The organism is Xylophilus rhododendri (genome assembly GCF_009906855.1).
GTDB lineage: Bacteria > Pseudomonadota > Gammaproteobacteria > Burkholderiales > Burkholderiaceae_C > Xylophilus > Xylophilus rhododendri.
Genome location: NZ_CP047650.1, coordinates 121084 through 147246, shown reverse-complemented (window position 1 = coordinate 147246; position 26163 = coordinate 121084). Strand labels below are relative to the sequence as shown.

Here is a 26163-nt window from a genome sequence, read left to right as displayed (position 1 = left end):
ATCGGCTTGCCTCGTTCTCACCAACCTTCAACCCGCGCCCGCGCCGCGAACACGATTTGATCTCTCCGTTTCCCCGATTCCCCGCGGTCCTGCGTGGCCTGTGCCGCATGCTGGTCCTGTCCCTGGCCGGCCTGGCCATGGTGCCGGCGCAAGCCGCGCCGCCGGACGACAGCGCCACAACCGAAGCCACGCTGGACGCCGCCCGCGACCGTCTCACCGCCATCCAGAAACAGCTGGCCGGCAACGCGCCGGTGACCGATGCCAGCCTGGCCAGCATGCGCACCACCGCGCTGGATACCCAGGTCACCGCCGAGCAGGCCGCGACCGCGCTGGAGCCGGTGCTGGACAAGGTCACCGCGCGCCAGGCCGAGCTGGGCCCGGCTCCGGCCGGCGGCGCGGAGGCGCCGGACATCGCCGCCCAGCGCGCCGCCCTGGAGAAGCAGCGCAAGCAGCTGGACTCGCAGATCAAGCTGGCCCGGCTGCTGTCGGTGGAAAGCGCCCAGGCCGCCGATGCGGTGGCCGACCTGCGGCGCTCCCAGTTCAATGCCCAGATCGGCGAACGCACCTCCTCGATGCTGGCCGCGCCCTTCTGGCTGGAGCTGCGCGCCGGACTGCCGCGCGACCTGAGCCGGCTGGGCGGCATCCTGCGCGGCATCGGTGCCACGGCCGCCACCACGCCCTGGGGCGTTTGGGCGGCCCTGGCGGCCTGCGGCGTGCTGGTCTTCTTCCTGCAGCAGTGGGCCGGCCGGCTGCTGCTGCGCTACGCCTCGCAGCACCTGCCGGCCGGGCGCCTGCGCCGCTCCTTGCTGGCACTACTGCGGGCGCTGCTGGCCATCGTGGTGCCGGGGCTGGTGGCGCATCTGCTGCGGCTGGGCATCACCTGGGGCGGCGCGCCCACGCAGGCGCTGGACAGCCTGCTGGCCCGCACCGTCGGCATGGTCTGCTTCGGCGGCTTTCTCTGGGGCCTGGGCAAGGCGCTGCTGGCGGCGCACCGGCCGTCCTGGCGGCTGGCGCCGCTGTCGGACGAGATGGCGCTGGCGCTGCGGCGCCATCCGCTGATCCTGGCGGTGGTCATCGTCGTCGGCTGGGAGCTGGAACAGCTGGCGGGCCTGGCCAACGGCGCGCTGGCCACCACCGTGGGCCTGGAGAGCATCTACACGCTGGTGCTGGCCCTGGTGCTGCTGTCGGCGCTGATCCGCATCCGGCGTGTGCGGCGCAGCCAGCGCGCGGCGGATGCGGCCGAGGCCGCCAAGGCGGCCGAATCTTCCAAGGCCAGGGCCGACGCGCCGGTCAAGCCCGGCCAGCATCTTGCGCGCCTGCCCTGGGTTTCGCTGGTGCTGGGCGCGATCGCCGCGGTGCTGGTGTTCAGCCTGGTCTGCCTGCTCTTCGGTTTCGTGGCGCTGGGCGGCTTCCTGGTCAAGCAGATCGTGTGGAGCGGCACGGTGGCGGCCGTCGCCTATTTGCTGACCGCGCTGCTCGACGACATCTTCACCGCCGCCTTCGCGCCGGCCGGCGGCACTGCAGCGCTCAACGACGACGGCGCCCTGCGGGTGCGCGCCCAGGCGGGTGTGCTGCTGTCGGCGGTGTCGCGGCTGTCGGTGCTGCTGTTCGCCGTGGTGCTGGTGGCGGCGCCCTTCGGCCAGGGGCCGGACGAGCTGCTGCAGCGCGCCGGCCAGCTGCGCGACGGCCTGGCCATCGGCGAACTCAAGCTGCAGCCCGGCGCGGTGCTGCAGGCCATCCTCGTCTTCGTGCTGGCCACCATCGGCGTGCGCCTGCTGCAGCGCTGGCTGCGCGACCGCTACCTGCCCACCACCGGGCTGGACGCCGCCATGCGCGATTCGGCGATCAGCCTGATGGGCTTCGTCGGCATCGTGGCCGCGCTGGCCTTCGCGCTGTCGGCCATCGGGCTGGGGCTGGAACGCATCGCGTGGGTGGCCAGCGCCTTGTCGGTGGGTATCGGTTTCGGGCTGCAGGCGGTGGTGTCGAACTTCGTCTCGGGCCTGATCCTGCTGGCCGAGCGGCCGGTGAAGGTGGGCGACTGGGTGTCGCTGTCGGGCGTGGAGGGCGATATCCGCCGCATCAACGTACGCGCCACCGAGATCCAGATGGGCGACCGCTCGACGGTGATCGTGCCGAACTCGGAGTTCATCACCAAGATCGTGCGCAACGTGACCCTGGCCAATCCGCTCGGCCAGGTCTCCTTCAAGCTGCCGATGGCTCTGGACACCGACGTGGTGAAGGTGCGCGACATCATCCTGGAGGTGTTCGAGCAGCATGAAAACGTGCTGCGCGACCCGGCGCCCAAGGTCTTTCTGGAGAGCGTGGAGACCGAACGGCTGATCTTCAGCGCCAACGGCGCGGTGTCCTCACCACGGGTGAGCTACGGCGTGAAAAGCGAACTGCTGTTCGAGACGCTGGCGCGGCTGCGCGCCATCGGCCAGTTCCCGGCGAAGCCGCCGGCACCGGCGCCAGCGCCCGAAGAGCCCGCCGTGCCGCCGCCGACTGCGGCCCTGCCGCCGGCCGCCGGAGCCTGATCCAGGATGGCCTTCAACACCGGCGGCGTCACCGACCTGCGCGCCCTGACGGCGCAATTTCCGCACCCCGGCCGCATCGAGGCGATCTGGCTGCGGCCGGCGCGCCATGCGCCCGTGCTTTCGGTCGATTCGGTCAAGGCCATCGCCGGCCGTGGCCTGGAGGGCGACCGCAGCAGCCAGGCCCAGACCGTGGGCGGCAAACGCCAGGTCACGCTGATCCAGGCCGAACACCTGCCGGCGGTGGCCGCCTTCCTGCGCCGCGAATCGCTGGACGGCGCGCTGCTGCGGCGCAACCTGCTGGTCTCGGGCCTGAACCTGCAGGCGGCGCGGGCGCTGTTCAAGGACGCGCCGCTGCAGCTGCACATCGGCCCGGAAGTGGTGCTGGAGCTGACCGGCCCCTGCGAGCCCTGCTCCAAGATGGAGGCCTTGCTGGGCCCCGGCGCCTACAACGCCCTGCGCGGCCACGGCGGCATGACGGCGCGGGTGCTGGCCGGCGGCAGCGTGCTGCGCGGCGATACGGTGCAGTGCCGCGCATTGCAGGCTGGACTTTTTTGAGCCGCTTCTAGGCCGCACGGCCTAACGCCTCGCTCACCGGAGCGAGGCCGCAACGATGACATTCTTGCCAAGGGGTTTCCAAAGATACACCCCGACGCTTCACGTCTTCTGGCTCGAAAAAATACCGGTGGCAGTGCCATGCACGATACGAAAACAGGCGGCAGGAACAATCATTTCAATGCCCTGAGGTTTTTGCTGGCGGCGATGGTGATCGTGTCGCATTGCCAGGAGGTGGCGCGCAATTCACGCGAGCAGGAAACCTTCATCCATCTCTCCGGCACGCTGACGCTCGGCGATCTGGCTGTCGATGGTTTTTTTCTGCTGAGTGGTTTTCTGATCGTCCGCAGCTGGGTCCTGCGCCCATCCATCATGCATTTCCTGCGCAACCGCGTCTGCCGCATTTATCCAGGATTTGTTGCTGCGGCGATCCTCTGCGCATTCGTGGTGGGGCCGCTTGCGGGCGATTCAGACTATTTCTCGCAATTCCAGCCATGGGCCTGGCTTTACAGTGTGCTGACGCTTCACAAGCCGGTGCTCCCGCCGGTTTTTGTCGGCTCTTATATCGCTGCGGCCAACGTATCGCTGTGGACCATTCAGTATGAATTTAAATGCTATCTGATGGTGCTTGCACTAGGTGTCGCCGGAGTTTTCAGATATCGGTGGGGATGGGCGGTGTTGACGGCGGCGATCACGGCCGCGTATCTGGTGTCGATGCAGGCAAATGAGCTGTTCCCAGTGCTCAAAAACAAAAGCTATCTATTTCGCTTGGCGATGGTTTTTGCCGCCGGAGGCTGCCACTACCTTTATCCGGGCCTGTTCTCCAGAACCCGGATGGCATACCTGATTGCCTTTCTGGCGTGGCTGGCATGCATGCCGGCTTCCATTCCCTTGGCCCACGTGGGCTCGGCCACCGCGGGTGGATTTCTGCTGATTGGCTATGCCCAGAGGACGCGCGGACCTCTGCTGGTATTCAACCGGCTGCCCGACGTTTCCTACGGCGTTTACCTCTACGGGTGGCCGGTCATGAAACTTCTGATGCTTTACGCGCCTGGGGTGGCCGCGCTGCCGCTGACCGTCGCGACTCTGCTGCTCAGCACACTGGCCGGCCTGGCGAGCTGGGTTCTGGTGGAGAAGCCGTTCATGGCCATGAAACCCAAGGAACCGCGCCGGCTTCCGCGTTCGGCCTGAGGAAGCAAAACCCGCGCTCTGCGGATCAGCAGCCCAAGGCTTCGCACAGCGTGCCTAGTTCGGTGACCTCGATATGCGGTGGCTGGCCCAGCGCCCAGGCATGGCCTGTGCGGTTGACCCAGGCCGCCTGCATGCCGGCGCCGAGCGCGCCGACGATGTCCAGCGCCGCGTCGTCGCCCACATGCAGCACCGTCTGCGAAGGCACCTCCGCCAGGGCGGCCGCGGCGTGGAAGATGTGCGCATCCGGCTTGGCCCGGCCGAATTCCCGCGCGCCGATCTTGGCCTTGAACAGGTGGCCGATGCCCACGGTGTGGATGTCGGCATTGCCGTTGCTCAGCGCCACCAGCGGCCAGCGCGCGGCCATGCGCTCCAGGGAGTCGATGGCATCGGCATAGAAGTCGACCCGCTGGCGTTCGGCGAAGAAGAGGTCGAAACCGGCTTCGGCGAGCGTCGGATCGTCACCTGCCTGGCGCAAGGCGCGGCGGATCGATTCGCGCCGCAGCTCGCTCAGGTCGTGTTGCAGCTCGGGCATCTCCTCGCCGACCTGGTTGCGGATGAGCCGCAGCGCTTTGGCATCGCCGAACAGCTGCGCCGTGGCCGGCGCATGCTGTTGCAGGAACTCGTGCAGCACCGCTTCGGCGCGTTCGATGGCGGGCCAGACGGGCCAGAGGGTGTCGTCGAGGTCGAGGGTGACGGCCTGGATCAGGGGGATATCCAGCGAGTGATTTTTAGGCATGGCGTCGGTGAGAGTAACGCAAATCGGGCTTGGGCATGATGCGGTTCGCGCTGTCGGCCGATGTCATGGCCGGCCGGCATTATTTCCACACCGAAATGAAGAAAATCCTGAAATCCGCCAAATTGGCGAATGTGCTTTACGATATTCGCGGTCCGATCGTCGAAACAGCCGATGAGATGGCGAAAAACGGTCGGCAGATTGTTCGGCTGAATATGGGTAATCTTGCCGAACACGGCTTCGAGGTTTCCGAGAAAATCCGGATGCGGATGATCGCCAGCATGCACAACGCAGCGGCTTATTCCGACGGCAAGGGTCTCCTGCCTGCACGACTGGCGGTGCTGCAGGCCGCTTCGGAAGACGGGATTGCCCGAATCGCCGTCGAAAATATCTACCTGGGCAACGGCGCCAGCGAGCTGATCTCGATGGCATTGACGGCCTTGCTCGACGATGGCGACGAACTGCTGATCCCCATGCCCGACTTTCCCCTCTGGCCGGCGGCGACCGCGCTGGCCGGCGGCACGCCCGTCCATTACCGGTGCAACGAGGAAGCGCAATGGGCTCCGGATATCGATGACATCAGGCGGAAAATTTCCGCGCGCACCAAGGGCATCGTCGTCATCAATCCGAATAATCCCACTGGCGCCTTGTATTCAGCCGAAACGCTTTTGCAGATCATCGAAGTCGCGCGCATCCATGGCCTGGTTCTGCTGGCCGACGAGGTCTGCCGGAAAATCCTGTACGACCACGCCCGCCATATACCGCTGGCAAGCCTTTCGACGGATGTCCTGACGCTGACATTCGATTCACTCTCCAAGAACGACTGCGCCGCCGGCTACCGGGCCGGGTGGCTGCTGGTTTCCGGCCCCACGGAAATGGCCGAAGATTTTCTGCGTGGCCTGAATGTGCTGGCCAATATGAAGCTGTGTTCGAACGTGCAGGGGCAATGGGCGATCGAAGCGGCCTTGAATGGAGGCCAGGCGCTGGCGAGGCACACCGCTGAGGGCGGACGCCTGAAGCGCCAGCGCGACTTGGCGTATGCCCTGCTTTCCCATATGCCGGGGGTGAGCTGCGTCAAACCCAGAGCCGCCCTGTACATGTTTCCGCGGCTGGATCCCGAGGCCTATCCCATCGCGGACGACCGGATTTTCTTTCGCGATCTCCTGCTGGAGACCGGCGTGATGGTGGTGCAGGGCAGCGGCTTCGGCTGGCAAGGCCAGGACCACTTCAGGATGGCGTTCCTGCCGCACGAGGCCGAGCTGGCGGATGCCCTGGGCCGGCTCGCCCGTTTTCTCGACAGCCGACGCCCGGATGGATACATCCGGTGAACCTTGTTGGTGCAGCGCGCGGCGACAATAGCGCCCGGCCGTCACACGCACCGCCAGTCATCCGCCCGAACCGCTCCCCACGTGCCCCCATTCGCACCCGAACCCCATTTCCTGCACGGCCAGGCGCCGCGCACCGCCATCCTCTTCGTCAACCTGGGCACGCCCGATGCGGCCGATGCACCGTCGGTGCGGCGTTACCTGGCGGAATTCCTGTCCGACCCGCGGGTGGTGGAGATTCCGCCGCTGGCCTGGAAACCCATCCTGCACGTCATCATCCTGCGCACCCGGCCGCGTGCCTCGGCGCGCAAGTACGCCAAGGTCTGGCTGCCGGAAGGCTCGCCGCTGGCCGTCTGGACCCGCAAGCAGTCCGAGATGCTGGCCGGCTGGCTGGCCGACCACGGCCATCAGGTGCTGGTGCGCCATGCGATGCGCTATGGCAATCCCTCCGTCGCCAGCCAGCTCGACGCCCTGAAGGCCGAGGGCGCAACCCGCATCCTGATCCTGCCGGCCTATCCGCAGTATTCCGGCACCACCACGGCCAGCGTGGCCGATGCGGTGTTCGACTGGGGCAAGCGGCAGCGCCACTTGCCCGAGCTGCGTTTCGTGCACCGCTACCACGACGACTCCGGCTATATCGCCGCCCTGGCCGAGCGGGTGGAGAGCCACTGGCGCGAGCACGGCCGTGGCGAGAAGCTGGTGCTGAGTTTCCACGGCGTGCCGGCCCGCACGCTGGAGCTGGGCGATCCCTACCACTGCGAATGCCTGAAGACGGCGCGGCTGCTGGCCTCGGAACTCGGCCTGCATGCGCAGGACGTGCTGGTCACCTTCCAGTCGCGCTTCGGCCGGGCCAAGTGGCTGGAGCCCTATACCCAGCCCACCATCGAGGCGCTGGCCCGCGCCGGCACCAAACGCATCGACGTGATGTGCCCCGGCTTCACCAGCGACTGCCTGGAGACGCTGGAGGAGATCGACATGGAGGTGCGCGAGGCCTTCATCTCCAACGGCGGCGAGGCCTTCCACTACATCCCGGCGCTCAACGACAGCCAGCGCTGGATCGCCGCCCTGGCCGCCATCGCCCAACAGCACCTGGCCGGCTGGCCGACGCGCTTGCCGGCGGACGAACGCGAGCTGCAGGCCAGCGCCGCCCGCGCCCACGAAAAAGGCGCGCCGCGTTAGGCCCCGTCAGCCCTTCAAGCCATGGCGCTCGTGCCAGTCGTCGAGCGATTCCGAAGGCCACTTGCCGTGATGGTGGTGGTTCCGCCCCTTGGGCACCTCCACCCAGTTGGCCGCGTAGTCGAGCGCGCATTCGGCGGTCTCGGGCGGTTGGGGCAGGGGCGTGTCGATGGCCGAGGCATGCGGATGGATCAGCTCCGGCCAGCGCGGATCCCAGAGCCACAGGGCGCTGCCGCATTTCAGGCAGAAGCGGCGTTCGGCCTTGGAGCGTTTGCTGCGCTGGCCTTCCTCGCGGATCACGGCGTGGTAGCTGCCCAGGTATTTCTCGCCGCGCACCTTCAGGGTGGTGGCATCGCCGCCGAGGTTGATGGCGTAGCCGCCGCCGCCGGCCGTCTTGCGGCAGATCGAGCAGTAGCAGTGGGCGAAGGGCACGGGGCTGTCGGCTTCGAGCGAGAAGCGGACGGCGCGGCAGTGGCAGGAGCCTTCGAGGTGCATGGTCGTTCCCGTGGGTCTGATGGCGGATGCGGCCATGTTCCCGCGATGCCCGGCGCGGCTTGCAAGCGGCTGCAACGGCGCAGGGCCGTACGAACTGTTGCCGGGTGTCGGGCGCCGGCGGCATAGGCTCTGCTTCTGGGCGTGATCGGCACGCCGGAGATGTCCCCATGCGCCACCACCGTTTCTCCATCCTCGGCACGCTGCTGGCCGCGGCCAGCGTCACGGCCCTGCCGGCCCTGGCCCAATCCGCCGCCCAGTCGCAATACCAGCAGCAGCTGGCGGCCTGCGATCCGGCCCAGCCCCGGCCGGCCTACAACGCCTGCATCCGCGCGGCCGGTGCGGTGCTGGACCGCAGCGGTGCGGTGGGTTCGGCCACGGCGGTGGACCAGTCCAGCGACGGCCGGGCGACCATCCTGGAAGCACCCGGCGGGCCTTCGGTGAGCTACTCGACCACGCCGGTCGTACCGCAGACGACGACGTCGCAGGATGGGAGGGCAACCTTGCTGGTGCCCAGCGACAGCACCATGCGCAGCGGGACCGTGCTGCCCTGAACGATCAGGCGCGCGCGCTCAGGTGCTGACTTCCTGGCACTGGATGTCGTCTTCGATGTCCAGGCCACGTTTCTGGATGATTTTCAGGGCCGTCTGCAGGCCCTCGTTGAAAAACGTCGCGCCGACTTCCTCGATGACATGCCGGCTGATGGGCGCGAGTTCGAGGCTGCCGAGTTCGATGTCGAATTCCTTCTTCAGCTGACTTCTCAGCGAATTCGAAATTTTTTCGATGACCTGCGTGGTGACCTTGTCTTGAAAGCTCATGAACGAGTCCTTGGAGGCAAACGCCGCGTTGGCTGACGCTCAATCGCGCGGCCGGAACCCGATGATGAGCGAGGAGGGCACCCGTCCGTCCACATCCTTGGGCAGGGTCTCGGTCTTGTCGATCGCCTTGAGCACCGCATCGTCCCAGGCCGGGTTGCCGCTGGACTTGACCAGCTTCTTGCCGACGATGGTGCCGTCCGGCGCGGCGCGCACCTCGACTTCGGCGCGTGGGTTGCCCGGCGCGTCGTCGGTGAAGGTGATGTTGGGCCTGACCTTGGCGGCCACACGGCCGCCGTAGGTGGCCGAGGGGCCCGACGAACGCAGGTCCGAGCCGGTGGCCGTGGCCCCTCCGGTGGCGCCGGCCAGGCCGGCCATGCGCTGCAGCTGCTGCTTGCGCAGATCGTCGCGGACCTTGGCTTCCTGCTGCTCGCGGCGTTTGTCTTCGGCGGCCTGCTTCTGCTTGTCCTCGGCGGCCTGTTTTTGTTTGTCCAGCTGCTTCTGCTTGTCGAGCTGCTTTTGTTTGTCCAGCGCGGCCTGCTTGTCGAGCGCGGCCTGTTTCTCGGCCTGCTTCTTCGCTTCGGCCGCCTTCTCGCGGCGGTCGCGTTCGGCCTGCTCCTGCTTTTCGCGGGCGGCTTCCTCGCGGGCTTCCTGCTGGGCCTGCAGTTTTTTCAGGCGGGCCTGTTCGATCTGCTGCTGGCGGGCCTTTTCCTCGGCCGCTTCCTTCTTCTGGCGCTGCAGGGCGATGTCGGCCTCGCGGGTGTCGGGCGCCGGGGTCGGTGCAGGAGGCGGCGGAGGCGGTGCGGGCGCCGGTTCGGGGGCGGGCGGCGGCGGCGGGGCCGGCGGCTCGGGCACGGGCGGTGGGGGCGGCGGCTCGATGGCGCGGGGCGCGGCCTGGCGCGGCGTGGCCGACCAGATCTCGGCCTCGACGGCGGGGGTGTCGGTGTCCTGCTTCCAGCGCACGCCCCAGGTCAGCGCGGCCAGCAGGGCCAGGTGGGCGAGCATGGCCAGGCCGAAGGCGCCGGCGCGGCGGCGTTCTTCGGGCGGCGCGAATTCGTTACGGTCGGCGATTGCGGGCATCTTGCGGTGCGGACCTCGTCATCAGGGCGCGAGCTGGACCGACAGGCCCACCCGCTGCACACCGGCGCGCTGCAGCCTGTCCATCACCTTGACGACGGTCTCGTACTTCACGCTGCGGTCGGCGCTGATCACCACGGCGCTGTTGCCGGTGCCGGGGCTGGCCGCGCTGCCCGCGCCATTGGCGGCCACCGGTGCGGACTGCTGGAGCATCTTCACCGCATTGCCCACATCGCCTATGGTGCTGGGTGCGGTGCGGTCGGGGGTCTTCACCTGCAGGGTCTCGTCCTTGCCGACGATCACCTGGATCACCTGGTCGGGCTGCTTGTTGGCCTTGCCGATGGAGGGCAGGTCGATGTTGCTCGGCGTGATCAGCGGCGCGGTCACCATGAAGATGATGAGCAGCACCAGCATCACGTCGATGAAGGGCACCATGTTGATCTCGTTGATGGTGCGGCGGCCGCGGCCGCGTGAAGCCATTCCGGGCATGTCGGGGCTCCGATCTCTCAGCGGCCGGAGGCCGTGGCGGTGGCCGCGGGGGCGCCCAGGTTGCGCTGCAGGATGTTGGAGAACTCCTCGATGAAGGTCTCCTGGTGGATGGACAGCCGGTCGATGTCGCGGGCGAAGCGGTTGTAGGCGACGACGGCGGGGATCGCCGAGAACAGGCCGATGGCGGTGGCCACCAGCGCTTCGGCGATGCCGGGCGCCACGGTGGCCAGCGTGACCTGGGTCAGGGCCGACAGGCCTGTGAAGGCATGCATGATCCCCCAGACGGTGCCGAACAGGCCGACATAGGGCGAGACCGAACCGACGGTGGCCATGAAGGACAGGCTGGATTCGATGAAGTCCATCTCGCGCTGGAAGCTGGCGCGCATGGCGCGGCGGGCGCCGTCGAGCAGGGTGCCGGGGTCGACCACACGCCGCTCGCGCAGCTTCTGGTATTCGCGCATGCCGCTGGCGAAGATGCGTTCGAGCGGACCGGCGTTCTTGGCGTTGGCCGCGGCCGCGGCGAACAGGTCGTTGAGGCTGGTGCCGGACCAGAAGTCGCGCTCGAAGGCTTCGTTGAGCGACTTGACCCGGCGCAGGGCGAAGATCTTGCGGAAGATGGCGGCCCAGCTGGCGATGGATACGCACAGCAGCAGGACCATGACCAGTTGCACCACGAGGCTCGCGTTGAGCACGAGGTGGAGGATGGACATGTCTTGGTTCATGGTTTCTTCAATGCTTGCAGGATGTCGGCGGGAATGCGGGCCGGCCGCAGTGTAGAGGCTTCGACCCAGCTGATCCGAATGGTTCCCTCGGCCAGCAGCAGCGGCGGCTGACCGGGGTCGGCCGGCTGGCGCCAGGCCTGTTGGGCGATTGTGAGGGAGGCCCGTCCGCTGTCCTGCAAGGACGCGTTAACGGTGAGTAAATCGTCGAGCCGGGCGGGCTTCAGGTAGCGCAGGGCGGTGTCGGTGACGACGAACATGCCGCCGGTGCGCTCGCGCAGCTCCTGCTGCGACAGGCCCAGCGCACGCAGCCATTCGGTGCGGGCGCGTTCGAAGAACTTGAGGTAGTTGGCATAGAAGACGATGCCGCCGGCATCGGTGTCTTCCCAGTAGATGCGGATCGGAAAGGCGAAGGCCATCGGTTGGGTGCTTGGGGTCGGCAGGGCGGGCAATCGGGCATTTTCGCCGAGACGGGCGGCCGTCCGGCTTCGGCTGGGTTTGACGGACTTCGCTTCGGCGGCCGCTCCGGATGGCGGTGGCTCCTACGCTGCCGGCACTTTTGTCCGCACAGCTTTTCATGAACCTTCCCAGCACTTCGGCGACAGCGCCTCGGCTTCACCATCCCTACGAATTCGATCCCCTGGCGCCCGCGGGTACGGCATCGCAGGCGGCGGGAACGGTCGCCACGCAGCCGCCTCTCATCGACGTTCCGACCGCCAGCGGCGAGGCCTGCTTCGCGGACAAGCGTCAGCAGTTCGCCCGCCTGGTCGACGACATCGACACCCTCACCCAGCAGGACGCGCCGGTGCTGCGCAGGCGCATGCTCGATTTCCTGCGCTTCGGGGGCCACGACATCGCACCCGTGATGCTGCAGCCGACCCAGATGCACCTGGACGCCGCCTGCCGGGGCTACGCCCTGCCGGATCCCTTGCTGGTGGAATCGGTCGGCATGCGGGCCCTGGTCTGCTGGCTGCCCGCGAGCACCGGCTGGGAGGCCGGAAAGCGCGGCTATTTCAAGCAGGCGCTGATGGCCGCCTTCGACGCGCTGGAGGCCGCCCAGGCGGTGCGCCGGCAGCCACCGGGCCTGGACATCGCCGACCGCAAGGCGGTGGAGGGTCATCTGGCCGAACTGGTGGCCGATCCGTGCGCCGACAAACGCGGGCACAAACGTGCGGCGCTGTTGAGCATCCTCGGCCGCTACGGCTACGAAGGCGGCGTGCGGCCCAATGCCTGGACCTGGAAACGGCTGCAGGACGGGGGCCCGGACGCCCAGGACGAGGCCCTGGGCATGCCGCAGCTGCTGGCTGCGATCGAATCGATGCCGGCGCATCCGGAGCTGCACGCAAGTCTGCAGCAGGCGTTGCTCCAGGCGGTGGTCGAGCAGGGGCGGCAGTGGAAGGCGGCCCAGGCGCTGGGGGTGCAGGCGCAGCCGGAGCCGGAGCCGGAGCCGGACGCCGCTCGGGTGGATCGGCCGGTGAACGAGTCGGCAGCGCCCGATGCCGCCCGCACCCCGCTCGCCAGATTCGAAGCGAGCTGGCGATGGATCGAGGCGGAGGTGCCCCCATCCACCGGCATCCCCTCGCGCCATGTGTTCCGCCCGGCCGGCTCGAAAGCCAGCGCGGGTGACGTCCTGCTCTATCGCGGCGGATCGGGCACACGCATGGTGGTGCAATCGGTGCGGCAGAGCCGATTTTTGTCGCAGGACATCAACACCCAGGGCCTGGCCCTGCTGCGCAACGCCGACGGCACGGCCGCGGTGACACTGGACCGCCAGCCGGTGACCGATCCCCGGACCCTGGACCTGCTGCTGCGTGCCGTGGAAACCTTCCGCGGCGATCCTGCATCCGGGCCCGCGCTGCTGCTGCAGGAATCGCTTGAGCTGCTGCTGGGCGCGGCCGAGCCGGACATCGCCCAGAAGGCGCGTGCCGCGCAGTTCGCCTTGGCCGGCCTGATGAGCATCGACCTGCCTGCAGGAGAGCCCATGCTGGCCGATGGAGCGCTGGCCTGGCGCGATCCCGAGGCGCTGCTGGTGGTGCTGACACTGGCCGGCAGCAGCGCCGACCTGCGCTGCTGGGTCGCGGCCTTCCAGGTCGGGCTGCGCAATCCGCAGGACGTGCTGGCGCAGGCGCGGGTCGATATCGCCATCCGGCTCGCCCTGGCCGGGCAGCCCGATCCCGCACAGCTGCGCTTCTACCGCCGCGCCGGGGTGGACGAGCGCCATGCCATCGTCGCCGAGCTGCTTGCCTTCACCCGCGAGAAAAGCCTGTTCTGCCTCGGCACCCTGCTGTGGCGTACCGCGCCGCAGGACGCGAGGGACGGCCGCGACGATTCCGTCGGCACCCTGGAATACGCCAGCCCCGACGGCTTTGCCCGGGTGACCGACATGCTGTGCGAATTGCGCCAGGCCTTCGAGGAGGATCCGCAGTTCATCGCCATCTGCGAAGCCTTCGTCGCCGAGTTCGCCATGGGCTGCACCGACCGCGCCGCCATCGGCCTGGCCGGCCTGGGCCTCCTGCTGAACTGGCACAAGGTGCGCGACGACCAGACGCGGGCCCTGCAGGCCTTGCGCAGCCTGCTCAATTTCCACCGCATGGCCGAGGCGGCGGTGAGCATGCTCACCGCCAGCGGCAGTTCGAGCGAGCCGGCGCAGGCGGCGCTGCGCCTGATGATCGCCGCGCGCTCGCGTTACCTGCTGCTGCCCGACCACGGCCCGCGCTACCTGCGCCACCTGGACGAGGAGGGCACCCACGCGGCCACCATGCAGCGCATGGATGCAGCGCTGAGATTCATCATGGAGGCCTCGCCCGGACCGGTGCTGTCCACCCCGCTGATCCAGGCCAGCCCCTATGGCGCCGACTACATCCAGCGCAACCTGGGCCATGTCGAGCCTGCGCAGCTGGAACAGCGCGGCGACGAGATCGAAAGGCTGCTGACGCCGTATGCCTACCTGCGCCTGCTGCCGGGCCTGGCCTGCACGCCGCTGACGGTGCCGGTGCTCAAGCGCCTGCTGCTCGAGGTGGTGGCGCCGGATGTGGAGCCGCCCACGCCGATGCAGGAACTGCTGCGCCGGATGGGTGCGGCGCTGACGCAGCAGGACGGCTGGCCCGCCGAGGCCCAGGCGGAGCAGATGCGCCGGGGGCTGATCGGCGAGCTGATCGATGCCATCGCCCGGCAGGAGCCCGCCTTCGCGGCCCTCGTCGCGAGACGGCTGACGGTGGGCGATTCGCTGCAGGCCCAGTGCGCCGCGCTGGCCGAGGAACTGTCCGGGTAGGACCTGGACGGGGTTCAGGACTGAAGGAGCGACGGCATATGTTTCCCACAGATCAAGCGCTTGGCCCTTCGGCGACGACCACCGCAGGCCCAGCTATCGCAAAGCCATCCGATGTCAGCAAGCCAGGGCCGGACCGCAAGCCTGAGCTCGTCAACGAAACCGGACCGCTGGCCTGGCTGCCGCGCCACATGCCCGGCTCCGCCGAGCGCATGGAATTCGTGCAGCGATGCCGGCAGTCCCTGGAAGACCATGGCCTGGAGCCGCAGGGCGAGCTGGTCCGGCTGCTGGCGCTGTGCCGCTTCGCGGCGGAATACGGATCGAGCGAAACTACCTGGGATGCCTCCAGCGCCCAGCTGCTCGAAGGCATCGAAAAGGCGCGGCAGGCACAACAGCCGGAACTTGCGCCACTCAGGATCGAGCCCTTCCGGCTGCATGGCCGGAACGGCCTGGCACTGCAGCGGGTGTGCCTGCCGGATGGCCGCACGCTGGACGCCTTCCGCGCCGTCGATGGCTTGGCGCGCCAATACCACGAACGCCAGCGCGGCGCCGAATGCACGCTGAGCACGGTGAACATGATCAATGTGTTCCTGAAAGGCTGGCTCGGCCTGAACACCGAAGCCGAGCTCAGGCAGTGGCTGCGCGAGCACTGCGGCGGGGAGCAGACCGGGCACTACGACACGGTGCAGGTCTGCCGCTTCAACAACCGGCAGCCGCCCGAAGGCCGGGCTTATCTGCTGGTGGCCAATCTGGGGCTGAGCGGCTCCGGCAGGATCGAGCACGCCCTCGACCCGCAATACCAGAGCCTGGCCACGGATTTCTTCGACCGGATGGACGTGATCGGCCTGGTGATGGTCATGCCCAATCCGGCGCGCGATGCGGTGCTGCGCTCCTCGCCGCACACCGTCATGGTGTGCCGCACAACGCCGGGCCGTTACGAGGTGCGCGATCCGCGCAATGCGCAGCTGCTGGACTTTGAGGCGGAGCACATGGGCGCGGCCATCGGCGAATGCCGCCGCAGGCTGGGCATTTCGGGCAACAGCCAGCAGGCCAACACCGTGGAGGTGATCTACCCGGCGCCGCGTCCGCAGGCGGGGTCCGAACAGGAGTTCAAGCCATGACTTACCCCAGCGTTTCCGTCACCACCTCGTCGCATGCCGGCTACCTGCCGGACGTATTGCATTCGCAGGCCACCCCGGCCGCCGATCCACCGTCCCGAACGGCGGCAGATCAGCCGCTGCCGGACATCGCCGCCACGGGCGGGGCCTATTTCTCCGGTGCGCGTGAACAGCTGGACACGCTGATGTCCGGGCTCGACGCCGCACAGGTGGAGGATGCGCCGGCCCTGCGGCGGCAGCTGCTCGATTTCCTGCGCCACCGCCAACACACGGTGCAGGAGTCTTTCCTGGGCAGCAGCGAAGTCTGGCTGGACGCCGCCTGCTTCGGCGAGCCGCTGCCCCATCCGCGGGAGGTCGAGGCGATGGCCATGGGCTCATTGCTCTGCCTGCTGCCGCGGTGCGGCGACTGGGAGGTGCGCAAGCGGGCCTACCTGAAACAGGCGCTGGGCCGTGCTTTCGAGGCGCTGGAAGAGGCCGGCGGTGTTGCGGCGGCGGCGGAGCCGAGTCCGGTCGAGCCGGCGCAGATGCAGGGGCCGAAGGCTGAAGTCGTAGAGGCCTCGATGCCGGCACGTTTCGATGCCGTCTGGCACTCCATCGAAGGCTGGCTCCAAGCCGGCATGGGCGCGCTCTCGCCGCTGGCCGGCCAATTGCCGGGCGAAGTGCCTGCGGCGGGCGCCGTGGTGTGCCATCGCGACGCTTCGGGCATCCGGCAGACCATCCAGGCCCATGGCGACCATGCCGGCACCGATCCGGCGGCCGCCAGCCGCGGCATCGCGCTCTGCCGCAACCCGGACGGCAGCACGGCGGTGTGGCTCGATGGCCAGGCGGTGGCCGATCCGCAGGTTCTGGATCTGCTGCTCCTGGCGGCGCAGACCTTTCTCGGCCATCACCTGCCGGCCGACTCGCAGGGCCGGAGCACGCCCGCTACCCTGGTGGAGCGCGCCTGCGGGCTGCTGCGCAACCCCGGCCCGGATATCGGCCTGCGTACCCGCGCCGCACAGTTCGCGCTGGCCGGCCTGCTGAATGTCGAAGTACCGGCGGTGCCGCCCGAGGGGGCGGGTGGCGCCTTCTGGCCTGGCTTTCCACGCGAGCTGCTGGCCTTGCTGCCCGGCGTCAGCCAGGAGAAGCGGCTGGCGTCCTGGCTCTCCACCTGGATCGACGGGCACTACCGTCCTGAGGATGTGCTGGCGCAGGCGCGCCTGGACATGGTGATGGGCACCTTGCGATCGCAAGCGCCGGAGGCCGATCTGCTGCGCCATCACCGTCGCTGGAGCGACGAGGAGCGCGACACCGTCATCCCGCGCCTTTGCGACCAGGCCAAGGCGCATGGGCTCTTCGGGCTTTGGCAGCTGTGGGCGCGCTGCCAGCCGCCGGACGAGCCGGACGCCTTCCACGCATTGCCCGAATACCGCACGCCCGATGGCCGTGAGCGCCTGACCGCGATGCTGTGCGAGCTGCATGCCGCGTTCGAGGCGGACGAGGAATTCGCACGCGCCTGCAACCGCTTCGCCGCCGAATGCGCGACGGGTAGCAGTGACCGCGCTCTCATCGGCCTGAACGGCCTGGCGCCCATGCTGAACTGGTGGCTGGCGCGCGGCAATCCGGCCAAGGAACTGCTGGCCCTGCGCTCCCTGCTGCACTTCTTCCGCCTGATGCAGGAGGGCGAGCGCATCGGCGACGGCGAATCTTTCGGCGGCGTTCTGCACACCCGCCTGGAGCTGATGAGGCTCTCACGCACCAAACACCTGCCCATACCCGACAGCGGTCCGTGCGTGCCACGCTCCGAGTTGCCGGCGGCCGAGCAGCAGGCCGAAATCGAGCGCCTGAACCCGGCCCTGCAGAAGGCGGTGGCAGACAGCGCCCGGCCCGTGCTGCTGTCGCCCGCCATCCAGGCGAGCTACTGCGGCCGCGCATTCATCGAGCGCTACGTCGGCCTGGAGCCCGCCGAAACCCTGGATGAACGCTGCGCCGCCCTGGAAACGATGATGGCGCCCTATGCCTATGTGGGCGTGCTGCCGGGGCTGGAGCGTGTCGCGCTGACCGCGCCGGTGCTCAAGCGGCTGCTGCAGCAGGTGCTGGCGTCGCCGGAACAGGGGGTGAGCCAGTCGCCGGTGTTGCGTCGCCTGTACCGGCTGGCGGCGGCGCTGGGCAGGCAGTCGGGGCTGCGGCCTTCGGAGTGCGCCGATCGCACCAAGCGCGTGGTCGCCGGCGAGCTGCTGGATGCGATCTTCCGCCTGGAGCCGGCCTTCGCCGCCGCCGTGGCGCCGCGCCTGAAGCTGCAGGATCCGCTCAAGGTGCAGGCGGCCGCCTTGACCGAACTGCTGGAACAGGATGTCGAAGCTCAGGCCAGAAGCGCTGCCAGCCGGGCCGCGGCCTCCTGAAGCTGCGCCATCGAATTGGCGGTGGAGAAACGGATGCGCTGCGCCGTGCCCGCATCGCCGAAATCCCGGCCGGGCGTGACGGCCAGGTTGGCCTGCTCCATCAGCGTGAAGGACAGCTCCCAGCTGTCGGCAACGCCCAGCCGGCGGCAGGCCTCGCTGCAGTCGGCCCAGGCGTAGAAGGCGCCATCGGGCATCACCGGCACCGGCAGGCCGGCGGCGGCCAGCGCCGGCACGAAGAAATCGCGCCGGGCCTTGAAGGCGCCGCGGCGGCGTTCGTACTCGGCGATGCTGTCGGGCTCGAAGCAGGCCAGGGCGGCATGCTGGGCCACGGTGCTGGGGCAGATGAAAAGATGCGCCGCCAGCTGGTCGATCACCGGCACCAGCGCATCGGGCACCACCATCCAGCCCAGGCGCCAGCCGGTCATGTGGAAGTACTTGCTGAAGCTGTTGATGCTGACGATGTCGTCTTGCGCGCCCGGCAGCGCCAGTGCGCTCTGGCCGAAGGCCTCGTCGTAGCTCAGGCCCAGGTAGATCTCGTCGAGCAGCAGCACGCCGCCGCGCTCGCGCACCACTTCGTGGATGCGGCGCAGCTCCTGCGGCGCGATCGAGGTGCCGGTGGGGTTGGAGGGCGAGGCCAGCAGCACGCCGCGGGTGTCCGGGCCCCAGGCGGCTTCGACCTGGTCGGCGCTCAGCTGGTAGCGGTCGGCGGCGGTGGTGGGCAGCAGCACGGCGCGGCCCTCGGCGGCGCTGACGAATTGCCGGTTGCAGGGGTAGCTGGGATCCGGCATCAGGATCTCGTCGCCGGCATCGATCAAGGCCAGGCAGGCCAGCTGCAGCGCGGCCGATGCACCGGCGGTGATGACGATGCGGCGCGCCGGCACATCGACGCCGAAGCGCTCGGCGTACCAGCGGGAGATGTGCTCGCGCAGCGGCATGATGCCCAGCGCCGGCGTGTACTGGGTGACGCCGTCGCGCACCGCGCGGGCGGCGGCTTCCTGCACCAGGGGCGGTGCGGTGAAGTCGGGCTCGCCCACGTTCAGGAAGATCATGGGTTTGTCGCTGCCGGCGCGGGCCAGTTCGGCCGCGCGCGCGGCGGCGGCCTTGGCCACCTCCATCACGTAGAAGGGCGTGGCCCGCCCGGCGCGGCCCGAGAGCCGCAGCGCCCCGCCCGCGCGACTCAAGACGCGGCCCGCGGATTGCGCTGGCGGTCGGCGGCGACTTCGTCCGGGCGCAGCTGCGGCGCCAGGCCGTTCAGCACCGCGTTGACGTACTTGTGGCCGTCGGTGCCGCCGAATTCCTTGGCCAGCTCGATGCATTCGTTGAGCACCACGCGCCAGGGCACGTCCAGGCAATGGCGCAGCTCGTAGACGCCGATCCACATCACGCCGTGCTCGATCGGGGAGATCTCGGCCATCTTGCGGTCGAGCAGGGGCAGGATGAGGGCGTCCTGCGTCTCGGCCTCGGCGATGCAGCCGTGCAGCACCGCGTCGTAATGCAGCGAGTCGGCCTTGTGGAAGCCCGACAGGTCGCGGGTGAAGCGGTCGATGGCGGCCGGCTCGTTGCGGCCCACCAGATGCTGGTAGAGCGCCTGCAGCGCGAATTCGCGCGAACGGGTGCGCGCCGACTTGGCCGAGGCCTTGCGTGCGCCGGTGCTGGTACGGCCGGGCAATGCCTTGGGCGCTTGCGCGTCCGCTGGCGTGGCGGCGGCGCCGTTTTCTTGGTCGGGAAGGCTGGTGGGTTCGGTCATACGATGTGTGTCAGCAGGTTCGCCATCTCGACGGCGACCTGGGCCGCGTCGCGGCCTTTCTCGGTCTGGCGGGCCTTGGCCTGCGCGAGGTTTTCGGTGGTGAGGATGGCGTTGGCGATGGGCAGGCGCGCGTCCAGCGACACCCGGGTGACGGCGGCGCCGGATTCGTTGGCCACCAGTTCGAAGTGGTAAGTCTCGCCGCGGATGATGCAGCCCAGCGCGATCAGCGCATCGTAGCGGCCGCGCTTGGCCAGGGCCTGCAGGGCGATCGGCACTTCGAGCGCGCCGGGCACGGTCACATGCTCGATGCGGTCGGCCGGCACGCCGAGCGCGATCAGCTCGGTCTTGCAGGCGATGGCCAGGGCATTGGTGATGTCCTCGTTGAAGCGGGCCTGCACGATCCCGATGGAGAGTTTGCGGCCGTCCAGGCGCTGGGCCTGGCCTTTATTGGCGTCTTGCACGCGGATGTCCTTCGAGGTTCGTTCTTGTTCGGGGAGGGCTATTTTCCGGCCTGCAGGTAGCCGGCCAGCTCGATGCCGTAGCCGGCCATGCTGGGCATGCGGCGCGGCTGGCCCATCAGATGCATGCGGCGCACGCCGCATTCGCGCAGGATCTGCATGCCGATGCCGTAGGTACGCAGGTCCATGCGGCCGCGTTCGGGCGCCTGGGCCGCGCGGGCGGTGCCGTCGAACTGGGCGAGCAGTTCCTCGGCGCTTTCGCCGCAGTTGAGCAGCACCACCACGCCGCGGCCTTCGGCAGCCACATGGCGCAGGCTGGCGTCCAGCGTCCAGGAGTGCATCGAGCGGTCGACCTCCAGCGCGTCGAGCACCGACAGCGGCTCGTGCACCCGGGCGGGCACGGCCGCGTCTTCTTCCCATTCGCCGCAGACCAGGGCCAGGTGCACGCCGGCGCTGGTGCTGTCGCGGAAAGCGTGGGCGGTGAACTGGCCGGCCGCCGTGCGCAGCGGGCGGCTGCCCAGGCGCTGCACCAGGGATTCGTGGCGGCTGCGGTATTCGATCAGGTCGGCGATGGTGCCGATCTTCAGGCCGTGCTCGGCCGCGAAGAGTTGCAGGTCCGGCAGGCGGGCCATGGTGCCGTCTTCGTTCATCACTTCGCAGATGACCGATGCCGGGCTGCAGCCGGCCATGACGGCCAGGTCGCAGCCGGCCTCGGTATGGCCGGCGCGCACCAGCACGCCGCCGTCCACCGCCTGCAGCGGGAAGATGTGGCCGGGCTGGACCAAGTCCGAGGCCTTGGCGCCGGGGGCGACGGCGGCCTGCACGGTGCGTGCGCGGTCGGCGGCCGAGATGCCGGTGGTCACGCCCTCGGCCGCCTCGATCGAGACGGTGAAGGCGGTGGAATGCTTGGCGCCGTTGCGTGCCACCATCGGCGGCAGCTGCAGGCGTTCGCACAGCTCGCGCGAAAGCGTCAGGCAGATCAGGCCGCGTGCATGGCGGGCCATGAAGTTGATCGATTCGGGGCTGATGTGGTCGGCCGCGATGACGATGTCGCCCTCGTTCTCGCGGTCTTCCTCGTCGACCAGGATGACCATGCGGCCGGCCTGGATCTCGGCCACGATCTCCTCCACCGAGGAGATGCCGACCGGCGTCTGGGGGAAGTCAGGACGGCGCTCATGCTCGGGCTCCAGCGGCGGGAATGGTGATGCCTTCGACCATGCGGGCCACGTAGCGCGCCACGGTGTCGATCTCGAGGTTGACCTTGTCGCCTGCCGAGAGGCGGCCGAGCGAGGTGTGCTCCAGCGTGTGGGGAATCAGGTTGATGAAGGCCAGGGTGCCTTCGGGCAGGTCCTCGACACGGTTGACCGTCAGGCTCACGCCGTTGACGGTGATCGAGCCCTTGTAGGCCAGGTAGCGGCCCAGTCCGGCCGGCGCCAGCACCCGGAAATCGTGGCTCTCGCCGACCGGCTGCAGGCGCTCCACGGTGCCGATGCCGTCCACATGGCCGGACACGATGTGGCCGCCCAGGCGGTCGCCCGCGCGCAAGGCCTTTTCCAGGTTGACGCTGTGCTGGCGGTCCAGGCCGCTGGTCTTGTCCAGCGATTCGGCCGAGATGTCGATCTCGAAGGTGGCGGCGGGGATGTCGAAGCGGGTGACGGTCATGCAGGCGCCGTCGAGGGCGATGCTGTCTCCGCTGAGTACGTCGTCGAGATAGCCCGGGGGCGCCTGGATGAGCAGGCGCTTGCCGTAGGCGGCGGTGGGGCCCAGGTCCTGCACCTCGAGGATGCGGCCCAGGCCGGTGATGATTCCGGTGAACATCCGGCAATTTTCGCAGGAATAAGCATGGCCCTGTCGGGCCATCGCGAAACGGGCCGCGCGGCTCAGGCGGAGAGGGCCTCCGCGTCGCTGCCGCGAGGGCGCAGGCGGGCGACGATGCGCAGGTCCGGACCGACCCGTTCGATGCTGTCGAAGTTGAGCACATGGGCCTGCGCCAGGGCGCCCAGCGGGCCGAACTGGGCCAGCGGCAGGCCCTCGCCCAGCAGGCAGGGCGCCATGTAGATGAGCAGCTCGTCGACCAGGCCGGCCTGCAGCAGCGCGCCGTTGAGCACGGCGCCGGCCTCCACATGCAGCACCTTGATGCCGTGGCGCGGCAGATCGAGCAGCATCGAGCGCAGGTCGACCCGTCCCAGGGGGCCCGGCAGCGCCACCAGCCGCGCGCCGCGCGCCTTGATGGCGGCCGCCTGGCCGCTGTCGGTGCCGCCGCCGCAGTAGATGTGCAGCCCGCGCTCCAGGCCGAAGAGCTGGGCATCCAGCGGGGTGCGCAGGCCGCTGTCGACCACGACCAGATCGGGCTGGCGTTTGGTGGGGGCCAGGCGCACGTCCAGGCGCGGGTCGTCGGCCAACACGGTGCCGATGCCGGTCAGCACCGCATCGGCGCGGCCGCGCCAGGCATGGCCGTCGGCGCGTGCCTGGGGCGAGGTGATCCAGCGGCTGTCGCCGTTGGGCAGGGCGGTGCGGCCGTCGAGCGATCCGGCCACCTTCATGCGCACCCAGGGCAGGGCGCCGGCGGGGCTGGGCTCATCGGTTCCAGCAGGCATCGGCATTGGATTCATGGGAGCTCGTGCGTGCGCCTGATTGGGAGAGGCCGAGGGTACCGCAGGCGTCGCCGGCCTGGGCACCCGCGGGCTCGGCAAGAAGCTGAAATGTGGGGCCGTGGAATTCCACCCGCAATTGGTAGTAGCCATCTGCCGGCCGCAGCAGCCCGGGCGGGATCTGCGCCGGATCGGGATAGCGGCCGGTGGCGGTCGCCGCCCGTTCCATCCATTGGGCCGTCTGCAGGAGGGCGGTGCGGCCGCTGGCCCGCCGCACACGGGCGATGTAGGCGCTGTAGGTCGGCAGCGTGAGCGAGGCCAGGATGGCGAGGATGGCCACGGCCACCAGCAGTTCGACCAGGCCCAGGCCGTGCGCTGGCCGGGTTTTCATGGCCGCTGACGCCAGCCGGCGCGCAGGCCGGCGCCCCTGCGCTTTTGCAGCACCAGCGGCGGGCGGCCGTCGTCGCTCCGCAGCACCAGGCTGTCGAGGCGGTGCAGGGCGGTGATGCGGCTGCTGCCGAGGGCGACGCGGCTCACCGTGCGGTCGGGCGCTCCCTCGGGCTCGGGCCTAGCGGGATCGGAGACGGTGGTGAACACCGATCCGCCCGAAGGCTCGCCGGTCAGTAGGTCGAGCACGGTGAGGAATTCACCCTCCGGCGCGCTGCTGGGGAAGATCGCCTTCTGGCCGGCGAGATGCTGCGGCGTATGCAGCAGGCGCTCACCTCGCGCCGGCAGGTCCAGGTACCAGCCGCGCGGGTATTCGGGCTGCTGCGCGGCGGCGGCGCTGCGGAAGTAGCTGCGGCCCGCGTGTTCCAGCGCCTGCGGCAGGATCGCCCGGGCCTGGAGTTCGGCAGGGCGCTGCGCATCGTCCGGGCTGTTGATCGGCAGGGATTTGCCGCGGGCGCTGCTGTCGTGCAGGCCGTACAGCGTTTGCGGGCTGGCATCCGCGCGGTCTTCCGTGGTGAGGGCGCGGCCCGTGCCTATGCCCAGCATCACGCCGCCCTTGGGGTGGGGCAGCCAGATCGGCGCGGTGGTGATCGCCTGATGCGTGCCGTCGGGGCCGAGCGCGGTGAACAGCGGCTGGCCGTTCAGGGCCACATGCCACTTGGCCGGCTTCTCGGCGGAGATGTCGAACTTCCAGACATGGCCGAGCAGGTCGCCGGCATAGGCGATGTCGGGACTGCCGTCCCCATCGGTATCGATCAGCACCGGCGTGGCCAGGCCGTTGCCCTGGCCTTGCCAGCGGCAGGGGCGGGCAAGGCCGGACAGGCCGGCGCCAGACGCCGCAGTTCGCGTCCCTTGTCCAAGTACTGCAGCAGCAACACCGGCATCTGGCGTGTGCTGCCGAAGCCATTGCCCAGCACCGCGGCCCAGCGGCCGCCGTGCAGAAGGGCGATCTGGCCCGCCACGGCGCCGCCCGCATCGGTGGAGGGTTCGGACACCATGTGGCCGATATCGGGATCGTCACCCTGCGTGGTGTCGGCCAGCACGATCCGGCCGGCGGCGGCTTCCGAGAAGTTCTGGGGCTGGCTGATGTCCAGCACGAAATACCCCTTGGCGCCGGCGCCCGCCGTACCGACCAGCATCGTCGCCTCACCGGCCCTGGCGGCGAAGGCATGGCCGTCCACCAGGTAGCGGTGGCGCCATCCCGCCTCGCCGAATTCGCGCAGCCGCGGCAGCACGCCGGCCGGCACATAGGCCAGGCGCTCGGTGCCGGTGAGGGCATCGAAGCCGTGCAGCATGCCGTCGTTGCCGCCGGCATAGACCATGGCCGGCCTGGCGTCCTTGGGACCGGCGTGGCCTGCCACGAACCAGGGGCGCGCATGCACCATGTCGCCCTGGCGGAAGCGGCTGCCGTCTCCGGAGCGGATGCGGTCGCGCAGCGGACCGCCTTGCGCGGCTTCGGCGGAATGCGCGCCGCGAACGAAGTCCAGCCGGCGCTGGCCGGCTGCCTCGCCCTGCCCAGCGGCCAGCGCCGCCTGCTGCGCCACCGAGAGGCTGCGCCAGCGAAAGGCCACGCCCCTGGCGCCGTCATGGCTGAGCACCGTCCGGCGGGCCGGGTCGAAGTCCGGCGCGTCCATGCGCGCCGCGCTGCTCCAGGCCGGGCGCCATTCGGTGCCGGCGGGCGTGGCGACCAGCGGGAAAGCCTCGAGGCTGCCCGACCAGTCGCGCCTGTCGTAGGAAGTCGCGAAGCTCAGCCAGGCGGGCATGCCGTCGGATCCGGTGACGGCGAAGGGCTGGCTCCAGCCGGCCGTGTACGGCAGGGGCGGGTCGTCCGGCGCCTGGGCGAGGTCCAGGGTCTGGCCATGGGCCGAAAACGCTGCGACGAGCAGGGCGCCGGCGATGAGGCGCAAGAGGGCGGAGCCGGTGGTCTTCATGGTTGGGTCATCAGGGGAGACGGGACGAAGAGTTCCTGCAGCAGGACGCGGGTGCCCTCGCGCCGGCCGTTCACCAGCGCGGTGATGCGGTAGAGATAGGGCTGCACCGGGTCGGCCGCCAAGCGCAGGACTTTTTCATCGGCATCCACCGGCGCGGGGTAATCGAGAACCTCGACCCAGTACCAGGCCTCGTGCGCCAGGTAGGGGTTTCCCTGGATCTGCGGTGGCGGCTGGCCGGCGCGGGTGAATTGCCCGTAGGTGGCGAAGGCCGGCGGGCTGCGGGCGGTATCGGTCAGCTCTTTCAGCCGGGCCGGATCCTCGGCCAGCCGGGCCAGGTCCTGAGGTTTCAGCTGCCTGCAGATGCCGAGCCGGCAGGGCAGGGCGGGATCGCGATCGAGTTCCTCGCTGAGCGCGAGGTATTCGGTGGCATCGGCTGGAAAGGCCACCAGGGCGTCCGCATCGCGGCAGCCTCGGGCGGGCGCTTCGGGGCGGCAGGGGCTGCCGTCCGGCCAGCTGCCGCGGATATCGGTTTCGGCATCCTGGATCAGCGCCTCGGCGGCGGCGAAGGCGCGTGCACGGTCGGCGTTATTGCCGACCACCGATTCGTTGAGCAGCATCACCCGCGCCGCGCCGCAGACGGCCAGGGTGCACAGCAGCAGAAGCATGACCACCATGAACAGCGCCATGCCTTGCTGACGATGGCGCATCTCAGCCGGCCGCATGGCGCAGCCTGAAGATGGCGCGTGCCAGGCGCACCGCGCGGCCGGCGGATTTTGGCGCCGTGATCGGCGCGCCCTGGCAATCGAGCGCGCCCGGCGCGTTCTGCTGGCGTTCGCCGGAGAGCTGCAGGCAGACGCCGATGGCGCGCACCGGCGTGGCGGCGGTGATGTCGTTCGCCGTCCGCCACTGCAGATGGCCGTCGAGCCCGTCCACGGCGTAGAGCAGCTGCATGTCGTCCACGCCGGCGATCACCTGCTGCTTGTGGCTCGTTGGTTTGGTGCCCTTGCAGTACAGGGCCAGGCGGCCGCCGTCCGTGGGGTCGGCGGCGATGGTGAATTCGCTGTCGATATGGGGCACCAGGATGCTGGAATCGGGCGGGTCCTGCAGGGGCCGCCGCCC

Annotated in this window: 27 protein-coding genes; 9 read left to right on the top strand and 18 right to left on the bottom strand. The window is 69.3% G+C overall.

Going from position 1 to position 26163, the window contains the following annotated elements:
• The first annotated feature begins 107 nt into the window (after positions 1–107).
• The 3 genes from GT347_RS00735 to GT347_RS00725 all read left to right on the top strand — a co-directional run bounded on the left by GT347_RS00735 (position 108) and on the right by GT347_RS00725 (position 4277).
• A complete protein-coding gene (locus GT347_RS00735; RefSeq protein ID WP_229722578.1) occupies positions 108–2534 on the top strand; it encodes a DUF3772 domain-containing protein in 2427 nt (808 codons plus the stop codon).
• Between the two features lie 6 nt (positions 2535–2540).
• The gene (locus GT347_RS00730) at positions 2541–3089 is read left to right on the top strand and encodes an MOSC domain-containing protein (RefSeq protein ID WP_160550167.1); all 549 of its coding nucleotides are present in this window, start codon (positions 2541–2543) and stop codon (positions 3087–3089) included.
• Between the two features lie 138 nt (positions 3090–3227).
• Positions 3228–4277, top strand: a complete 1050-nt coding sequence (locus GT347_RS00725; protein ID WP_160550166.1) for an acyltransferase family protein — start codon at positions 3228–3230, stop codon at positions 4275–4277.
• A 25-nt stretch (positions 4278–4302) separates the two neighbouring features.
• Here the strand turns inward: GT347_RS00725 and GT347_RS00720 are convergent, their stop codons facing one another.
• Positions 4303–5013 (bottom strand): HAD-IA family hydrolase, encoded by a 711-nt coding sequence (locus GT347_RS00720; protein ID WP_160550165.1) that lies wholly within the window; start codon positions 5011–5013, stop codon positions 4303–4305.
• Positions 5014–5108: 95 nt separating this feature from the next.
• Between GT347_RS00720 and GT347_RS00715 the strand changes: the two genes are divergently transcribed.
• Together GT347_RS00715 and hemH are read left to right on the top strand one after the other, a co-directional pair.
• A complete protein-coding gene (locus tag GT347_RS00715; RefSeq protein ID WP_160555158.1) occupies positions 5109–6338 on the top strand; it encodes a pyridoxal phosphate-dependent aminotransferase in 1230 nt (409 codons plus the stop codon).
• An 81-nt stretch (positions 6339–6419) separates the two neighbouring features.
• The gene (hemH, locus tag GT347_RS00710; protein WP_160550164.1) at positions 6420–7514 is read left to right on the top strand and encodes a ferrochelatase; all 1095 of its coding nucleotides are present in this window, start codon (positions 6420–6422) and stop codon (positions 7512–7514) included.
• A 6-nt stretch (positions 7515–7520) separates the two neighbouring features.
• Here hemH and GT347_RS00705 read toward each other — a convergent pair whose 3' ends face one another.
• The gene (locus GT347_RS00705) at positions 7521–8006 is read right to left on the bottom strand and encodes a GFA family protein (RefSeq protein ID WP_160550163.1); all 486 of its coding nucleotides are present in this window, start codon (positions 8004–8006) and stop codon (positions 7521–7523) included.
• Positions 8007–8173: 167 nt separating this feature from the next.
• Between GT347_RS00705 and GT347_RS00700 the strand changes: the two genes are divergently transcribed.
• On the top strand, positions 8174–8557 hold the full coding sequence (locus GT347_RS00700; RefSeq protein ID WP_160550162.1) for a hypothetical protein: 384 nt from the start codon (positions 8174–8176) through the stop codon (positions 8555–8557).
• Positions 8558–8575: 18 nt separating this feature from the next.
• On the opposite strand, the gene GT347_RS00695 is transcribed toward GT347_RS00700, so the two are convergent.
• The 5 genes from GT347_RS00695 to ybgC are packed head-to-tail and all read right to left on the bottom strand — an operon-like array spanning position 8576 to position 11522.
• On the bottom strand, positions 8576–8821 hold the full coding sequence (locus GT347_RS00695; RefSeq protein ID WP_160550161.1) for a DUF2164 family protein: 246 nt from the start codon (positions 8819–8821) through the stop codon (positions 8576–8578).
• 39 nt (positions 8822–8860) lie between these two features.
• Positions 8861–9898, bottom strand: a complete 1038-nt coding sequence (gene tolA, locus GT347_RS00690; RefSeq protein WP_160550160.1) for a cell envelope integrity protein TolA — start codon at positions 9896–9898, stop codon at positions 8861–8863.
• A gap of 21 nt (positions 9899–9919) precedes the next feature.
• Positions 9920–10384: a biopolymer transporter ExbD gene (locus GT347_RS00685; RefSeq protein ID WP_160550159.1), complete on the bottom strand. Its 465-nt coding sequence runs from the start codon at positions 10382–10384 to the stop codon at positions 9920–9922.
• Between the two features lie 17 nt (positions 10385–10401).
• On the bottom strand, positions 10402–11106 hold the full coding sequence (gene tolQ / locus GT347_RS00680) for a protein TolQ (RefSeq protein ID WP_160550158.1): 705 nt from the start codon (positions 11104–11106) through the stop codon (positions 10402–10404).
• A complete protein-coding gene (gene ybgC, locus GT347_RS00675; RefSeq protein ID WP_160550157.1) occupies positions 11103–11522 on the bottom strand; it encodes a tol-pal system-associated acyl-CoA thioesterase in 420 nt (139 codons plus the stop codon). The genes tolQ and ybgC overlap by 4 nt, the downstream gene beginning before the upstream one ends.
• Positions 11523–11680: 158 nt before the next feature.
• On the opposite strand from ybgC, the gene GT347_RS00670 reads away from it, so the two are divergent.
• The 3 genes from GT347_RS00670 to GT347_RS00660 all read left to right on the top strand — a co-directional run bounded on the left by GT347_RS00670 (position 11681) and on the right by GT347_RS00660 (position 17870).
• Positions 11681–14374, top strand: coding sequence for a hypothetical protein (locus GT347_RS00670; RefSeq protein WP_160550156.1), 2694 nt, complete (start codon positions 11681–11683; stop codon positions 14372–14374).
• 188 nt (positions 14375–14562) lie between these two features.
• Positions 14563–15492, top strand: coding sequence for a hypothetical protein (locus GT347_RS00665; RefSeq protein WP_160550155.1), 930 nt, complete (start codon positions 14563–14565; stop codon positions 15490–15492).
• Complete coding sequence (locus GT347_RS00660; RefSeq protein WP_160550154.1) at positions 15489–17870, top strand: hypothetical protein; 2382 nt, start codon at positions 15489–15491, stop codon at positions 17868–17870. Before GT347_RS00665 ends, GT347_RS00660 begins: the two co-directional genes overlap by 4 nt.
• Here the strand turns inward: GT347_RS00660 and GT347_RS00655 are convergent.
• The 11 genes from GT347_RS00655 to GT347_RS00605 all read right to left on the bottom strand — a co-directional run bounded on the left by GT347_RS00655 (position 17831) and on the right by GT347_RS00605 (position 26121).
• Positions 17831–19030, bottom strand: coding sequence for a pyridoxal phosphate-dependent aminotransferase (locus GT347_RS00655; RefSeq protein WP_160555157.1), 1200 nt, complete (start codon positions 19028–19030; stop codon positions 17831–17833). The genes GT347_RS00660 and GT347_RS00655 overlap by 40 nt on opposite strands.
• Before the next feature lie 17 nt (positions 19031–19047).
• Positions 19048–19617, bottom strand: coding sequence for a transcription antitermination factor NusB (nusB, locus tag GT347_RS00650; protein ID WP_160550153.1), 570 nt, complete (start codon positions 19615–19617; stop codon positions 19048–19050).
• Positions 19614–20078 carry a 6,7-dimethyl-8-ribityllumazine synthase gene (gene ribH / locus GT347_RS00645; RefSeq protein WP_160550152.1) on the bottom strand — a complete coding sequence of 155 codons (465 nt, stop codon included), beginning with the start codon at positions 20076–20078 and terminating at the stop codon, positions 19614–19616. Before ribH ends, nusB begins: the two co-directional genes overlap by 4 nt.
• A gap of 38 nt (positions 20079–20116) precedes the next feature.
• The gene (gene ribBA, locus GT347_RS00640) at positions 20117–21169 is read right to left on the bottom strand and encodes a bifunctional 3,4-dihydroxy-2-butanone-4-phosphate synthase/GTP cyclohydrolase II (protein ID WP_229722962.1); all 1053 of its coding nucleotides are present in this window, start codon (positions 21167–21169) and stop codon (positions 20117–20119) included.
• A gap of 79 nt (positions 21170–21248) precedes the next feature.
• Positions 21249–21893: a riboflavin synthase gene (locus GT347_RS00635; protein WP_160550151.1), complete on the bottom strand. Its 645-nt coding sequence runs from the start codon at positions 21891–21893 to the stop codon at positions 21249–21251.
• A 62-nt stretch (positions 21894–21955) separates the two neighbouring features.
• Positions 21956–22672 (bottom strand): RibD family protein, encoded by a 717-nt coding sequence (locus GT347_RS00630; protein ID WP_229722576.1) that lies wholly within the window; start codon positions 22670–22672, stop codon positions 21956–21958.
• A complete protein-coding gene (locus tag GT347_RS00625) occupies positions 22653–23057 on the bottom strand; it encodes a type IV pilin protein (protein WP_160550150.1) in 405 nt (134 codons plus the stop codon). Before GT347_RS00625 ends, GT347_RS00630 begins: the two co-directional genes overlap by 20 nt.
• Positions 23054–23875, bottom strand: coding sequence for a PilC/PilY family type IV pilus protein (locus tag GT347_RS27810; protein WP_160550149.1), 822 nt, complete (start codon positions 23873–23875; stop codon positions 23054–23056). Before GT347_RS27810 ends, GT347_RS00625 begins: the two co-directional genes overlap by 4 nt.
• Positions 23869–25044, bottom strand: a complete 1176-nt coding sequence (locus GT347_RS27805) for a pilus assembly protein (RefSeq protein WP_160550148.1) — start codon at positions 25042–25044, stop codon at positions 23869–23871. The genes GT347_RS27810 and GT347_RS27805 overlap by 7 nt, the downstream gene beginning before the upstream one ends.
• Entirely contained in the window at positions 25041–25718 is a 678-nt protein-coding gene (locus GT347_RS00610; protein WP_229722574.1) for a pilus assembly protein, read from the bottom strand. Before GT347_RS00610 ends, GT347_RS27805 begins: the two co-directional genes overlap by 4 nt.
• Positions 25719–25752: 34 nt before the next feature.
• Positions 25753–26121: a PilW family protein gene (locus GT347_RS00605; RefSeq protein ID WP_160550146.1), complete on the bottom strand. Its 369-nt coding sequence runs from the start codon at positions 26119–26121 to the stop codon at positions 25753–25755.
• Positions 26122–26163: the final 42 nt, after the last annotated feature.

Bases quoted from the DNA above. Each gene is read 5' to 3' on its own strand.
- GT347_RS00735 (WP_229722578.1), top strand. From the start codon at position 108: ATGCTGGTCCTGTCCCTGGCCGGCCTGGCCATGGTGCCGGCGCAAGCC.
- GT347_RS00730 (WP_160550167.1), top strand. From the start codon at position 2,541: ATGGCCTTCAACACCGGCGGCGTCACCGACCTGCGCGCCCTGACGGCG.
- GT347_RS00725 (WP_160550166.1), top strand. From the start codon at position 3,228: ATGCACGATACGAAAACAGGCGGCAGGAACAATCATTTCAATGCCCTG.
- GT347_RS00720 (WP_160550165.1), bottom strand. From the start codon at position 5,013: ATGCCTAAAAATCACTCGCTGGATATCCCCCTGATCCAGGCCGTCACC.
- GT347_RS00715 (WP_160555158.1), top strand. From the start codon at position 5,109: ATGAAGAAAATCCTGAAATCCGCCAAATTGGCGAATGTGCTTTACGAT.
- GT347_RS00705 (WP_160550163.1), bottom strand. From the start codon at position 8,006: ATGCACCTCGAAGGCTCCTGCCACTGCCGCGCCGTCCGCTTCTCGCTC.
- GT347_RS00700 (WP_160550162.1), top strand. From the start codon at position 8,174: ATGCGCCACCACCGTTTCTCCATCCTCGGCACGCTGCTGGCCGCGGCC.
- GT347_RS00695 (WP_160550161.1), bottom strand. From the start codon at position 8,821: ATGAGCTTTCAAGACAAGGTCACCACGCAGGTCATCGAAAAAATTTCG.
- tolA (WP_160550160.1), bottom strand. From the start codon at position 9,898: ATGCCCGCAATCGCCGACCGTAACGAATTCGCGCCGCCCGAAGAACGC.
- GT347_RS00685 (WP_160550159.1), bottom strand. From the start codon at position 10,384: ATGCCCGGAATGGCTTCACGCGGCCGCGGCCGCCGCACCATCAACGAG.
- tolQ (WP_160550158.1), bottom strand. From the start codon at position 11,106: ATGAACCAAGACATGTCCATCCTCCACCTCGTGCTCAACGCGAGCCTC.
- ybgC (WP_160550157.1), bottom strand. From the start codon at position 11,522: ATGGCCTTCGCCTTTCCGATCCGCATCTACTGGGAAGACACCGATGCC.
- GT347_RS00670 (WP_160550156.1), top strand. From the start codon at position 11,681: ATGAACCTTCCCAGCACTTCGGCGACAGCGCCTCGGCTTCACCATCCC.
- GT347_RS00665 (WP_160550155.1), top strand. From the start codon at position 14,563: ATGCCCGGCTCCGCCGAGCGCATGGAATTCGTGCAGCGATGCCGGCAG.
- GT347_RS00660 (WP_160550154.1), top strand. From the start codon at position 15,489: ATGACTTACCCCAGCGTTTCCGTCACCACCTCGTCGCATGCCGGCTAC.
- nusB (WP_160550153.1), bottom strand. From the start codon at position 19,617: ATGACCGAACCCACCAGCCTTCCCGACCAAGAAAACGGCGCCGCCGCC.
- ribBA (WP_229722962.1), bottom strand. From the start codon at position 21,169: ATGGTCATCCTGGTCGACGAGGAAGACCGCGAGAACGAGGGCGACATC.
- GT347_RS00635 (WP_160550151.1), bottom strand. From the start codon at position 21,893: ATGTTCACCGGAATCATCACCGGCCTGGGCCGCATCCTCGAGGTGCAG.
- GT347_RS00630 (WP_229722576.1), bottom strand. From the start codon at position 22,672: ATGCCTGCTGGAACCGATGAGCCCAGCCCCGCCGGCGCCCTGCCCTGG.
- GT347_RS00625 (WP_160550150.1), bottom strand. From the start codon at position 23,057: ATGAAAACCCGGCCAGCGCACGGCCTGGGCCTGGTCGAACTGCTGGTG.
- GT347_RS27805 (WP_160550148.1), bottom strand. From the start codon at position 25,044: ATGAAGACCACCGGCTCCGCCCTCTTGCGCCTCATCGCCGGCGCCCTG.
- GT347_RS00610 (WP_229722574.1), bottom strand. From the start codon at position 25,718: ATGGTGGTCATGCTTCTGCTGCTGTGCACCCTGGCCGTCTGCGGCGCG.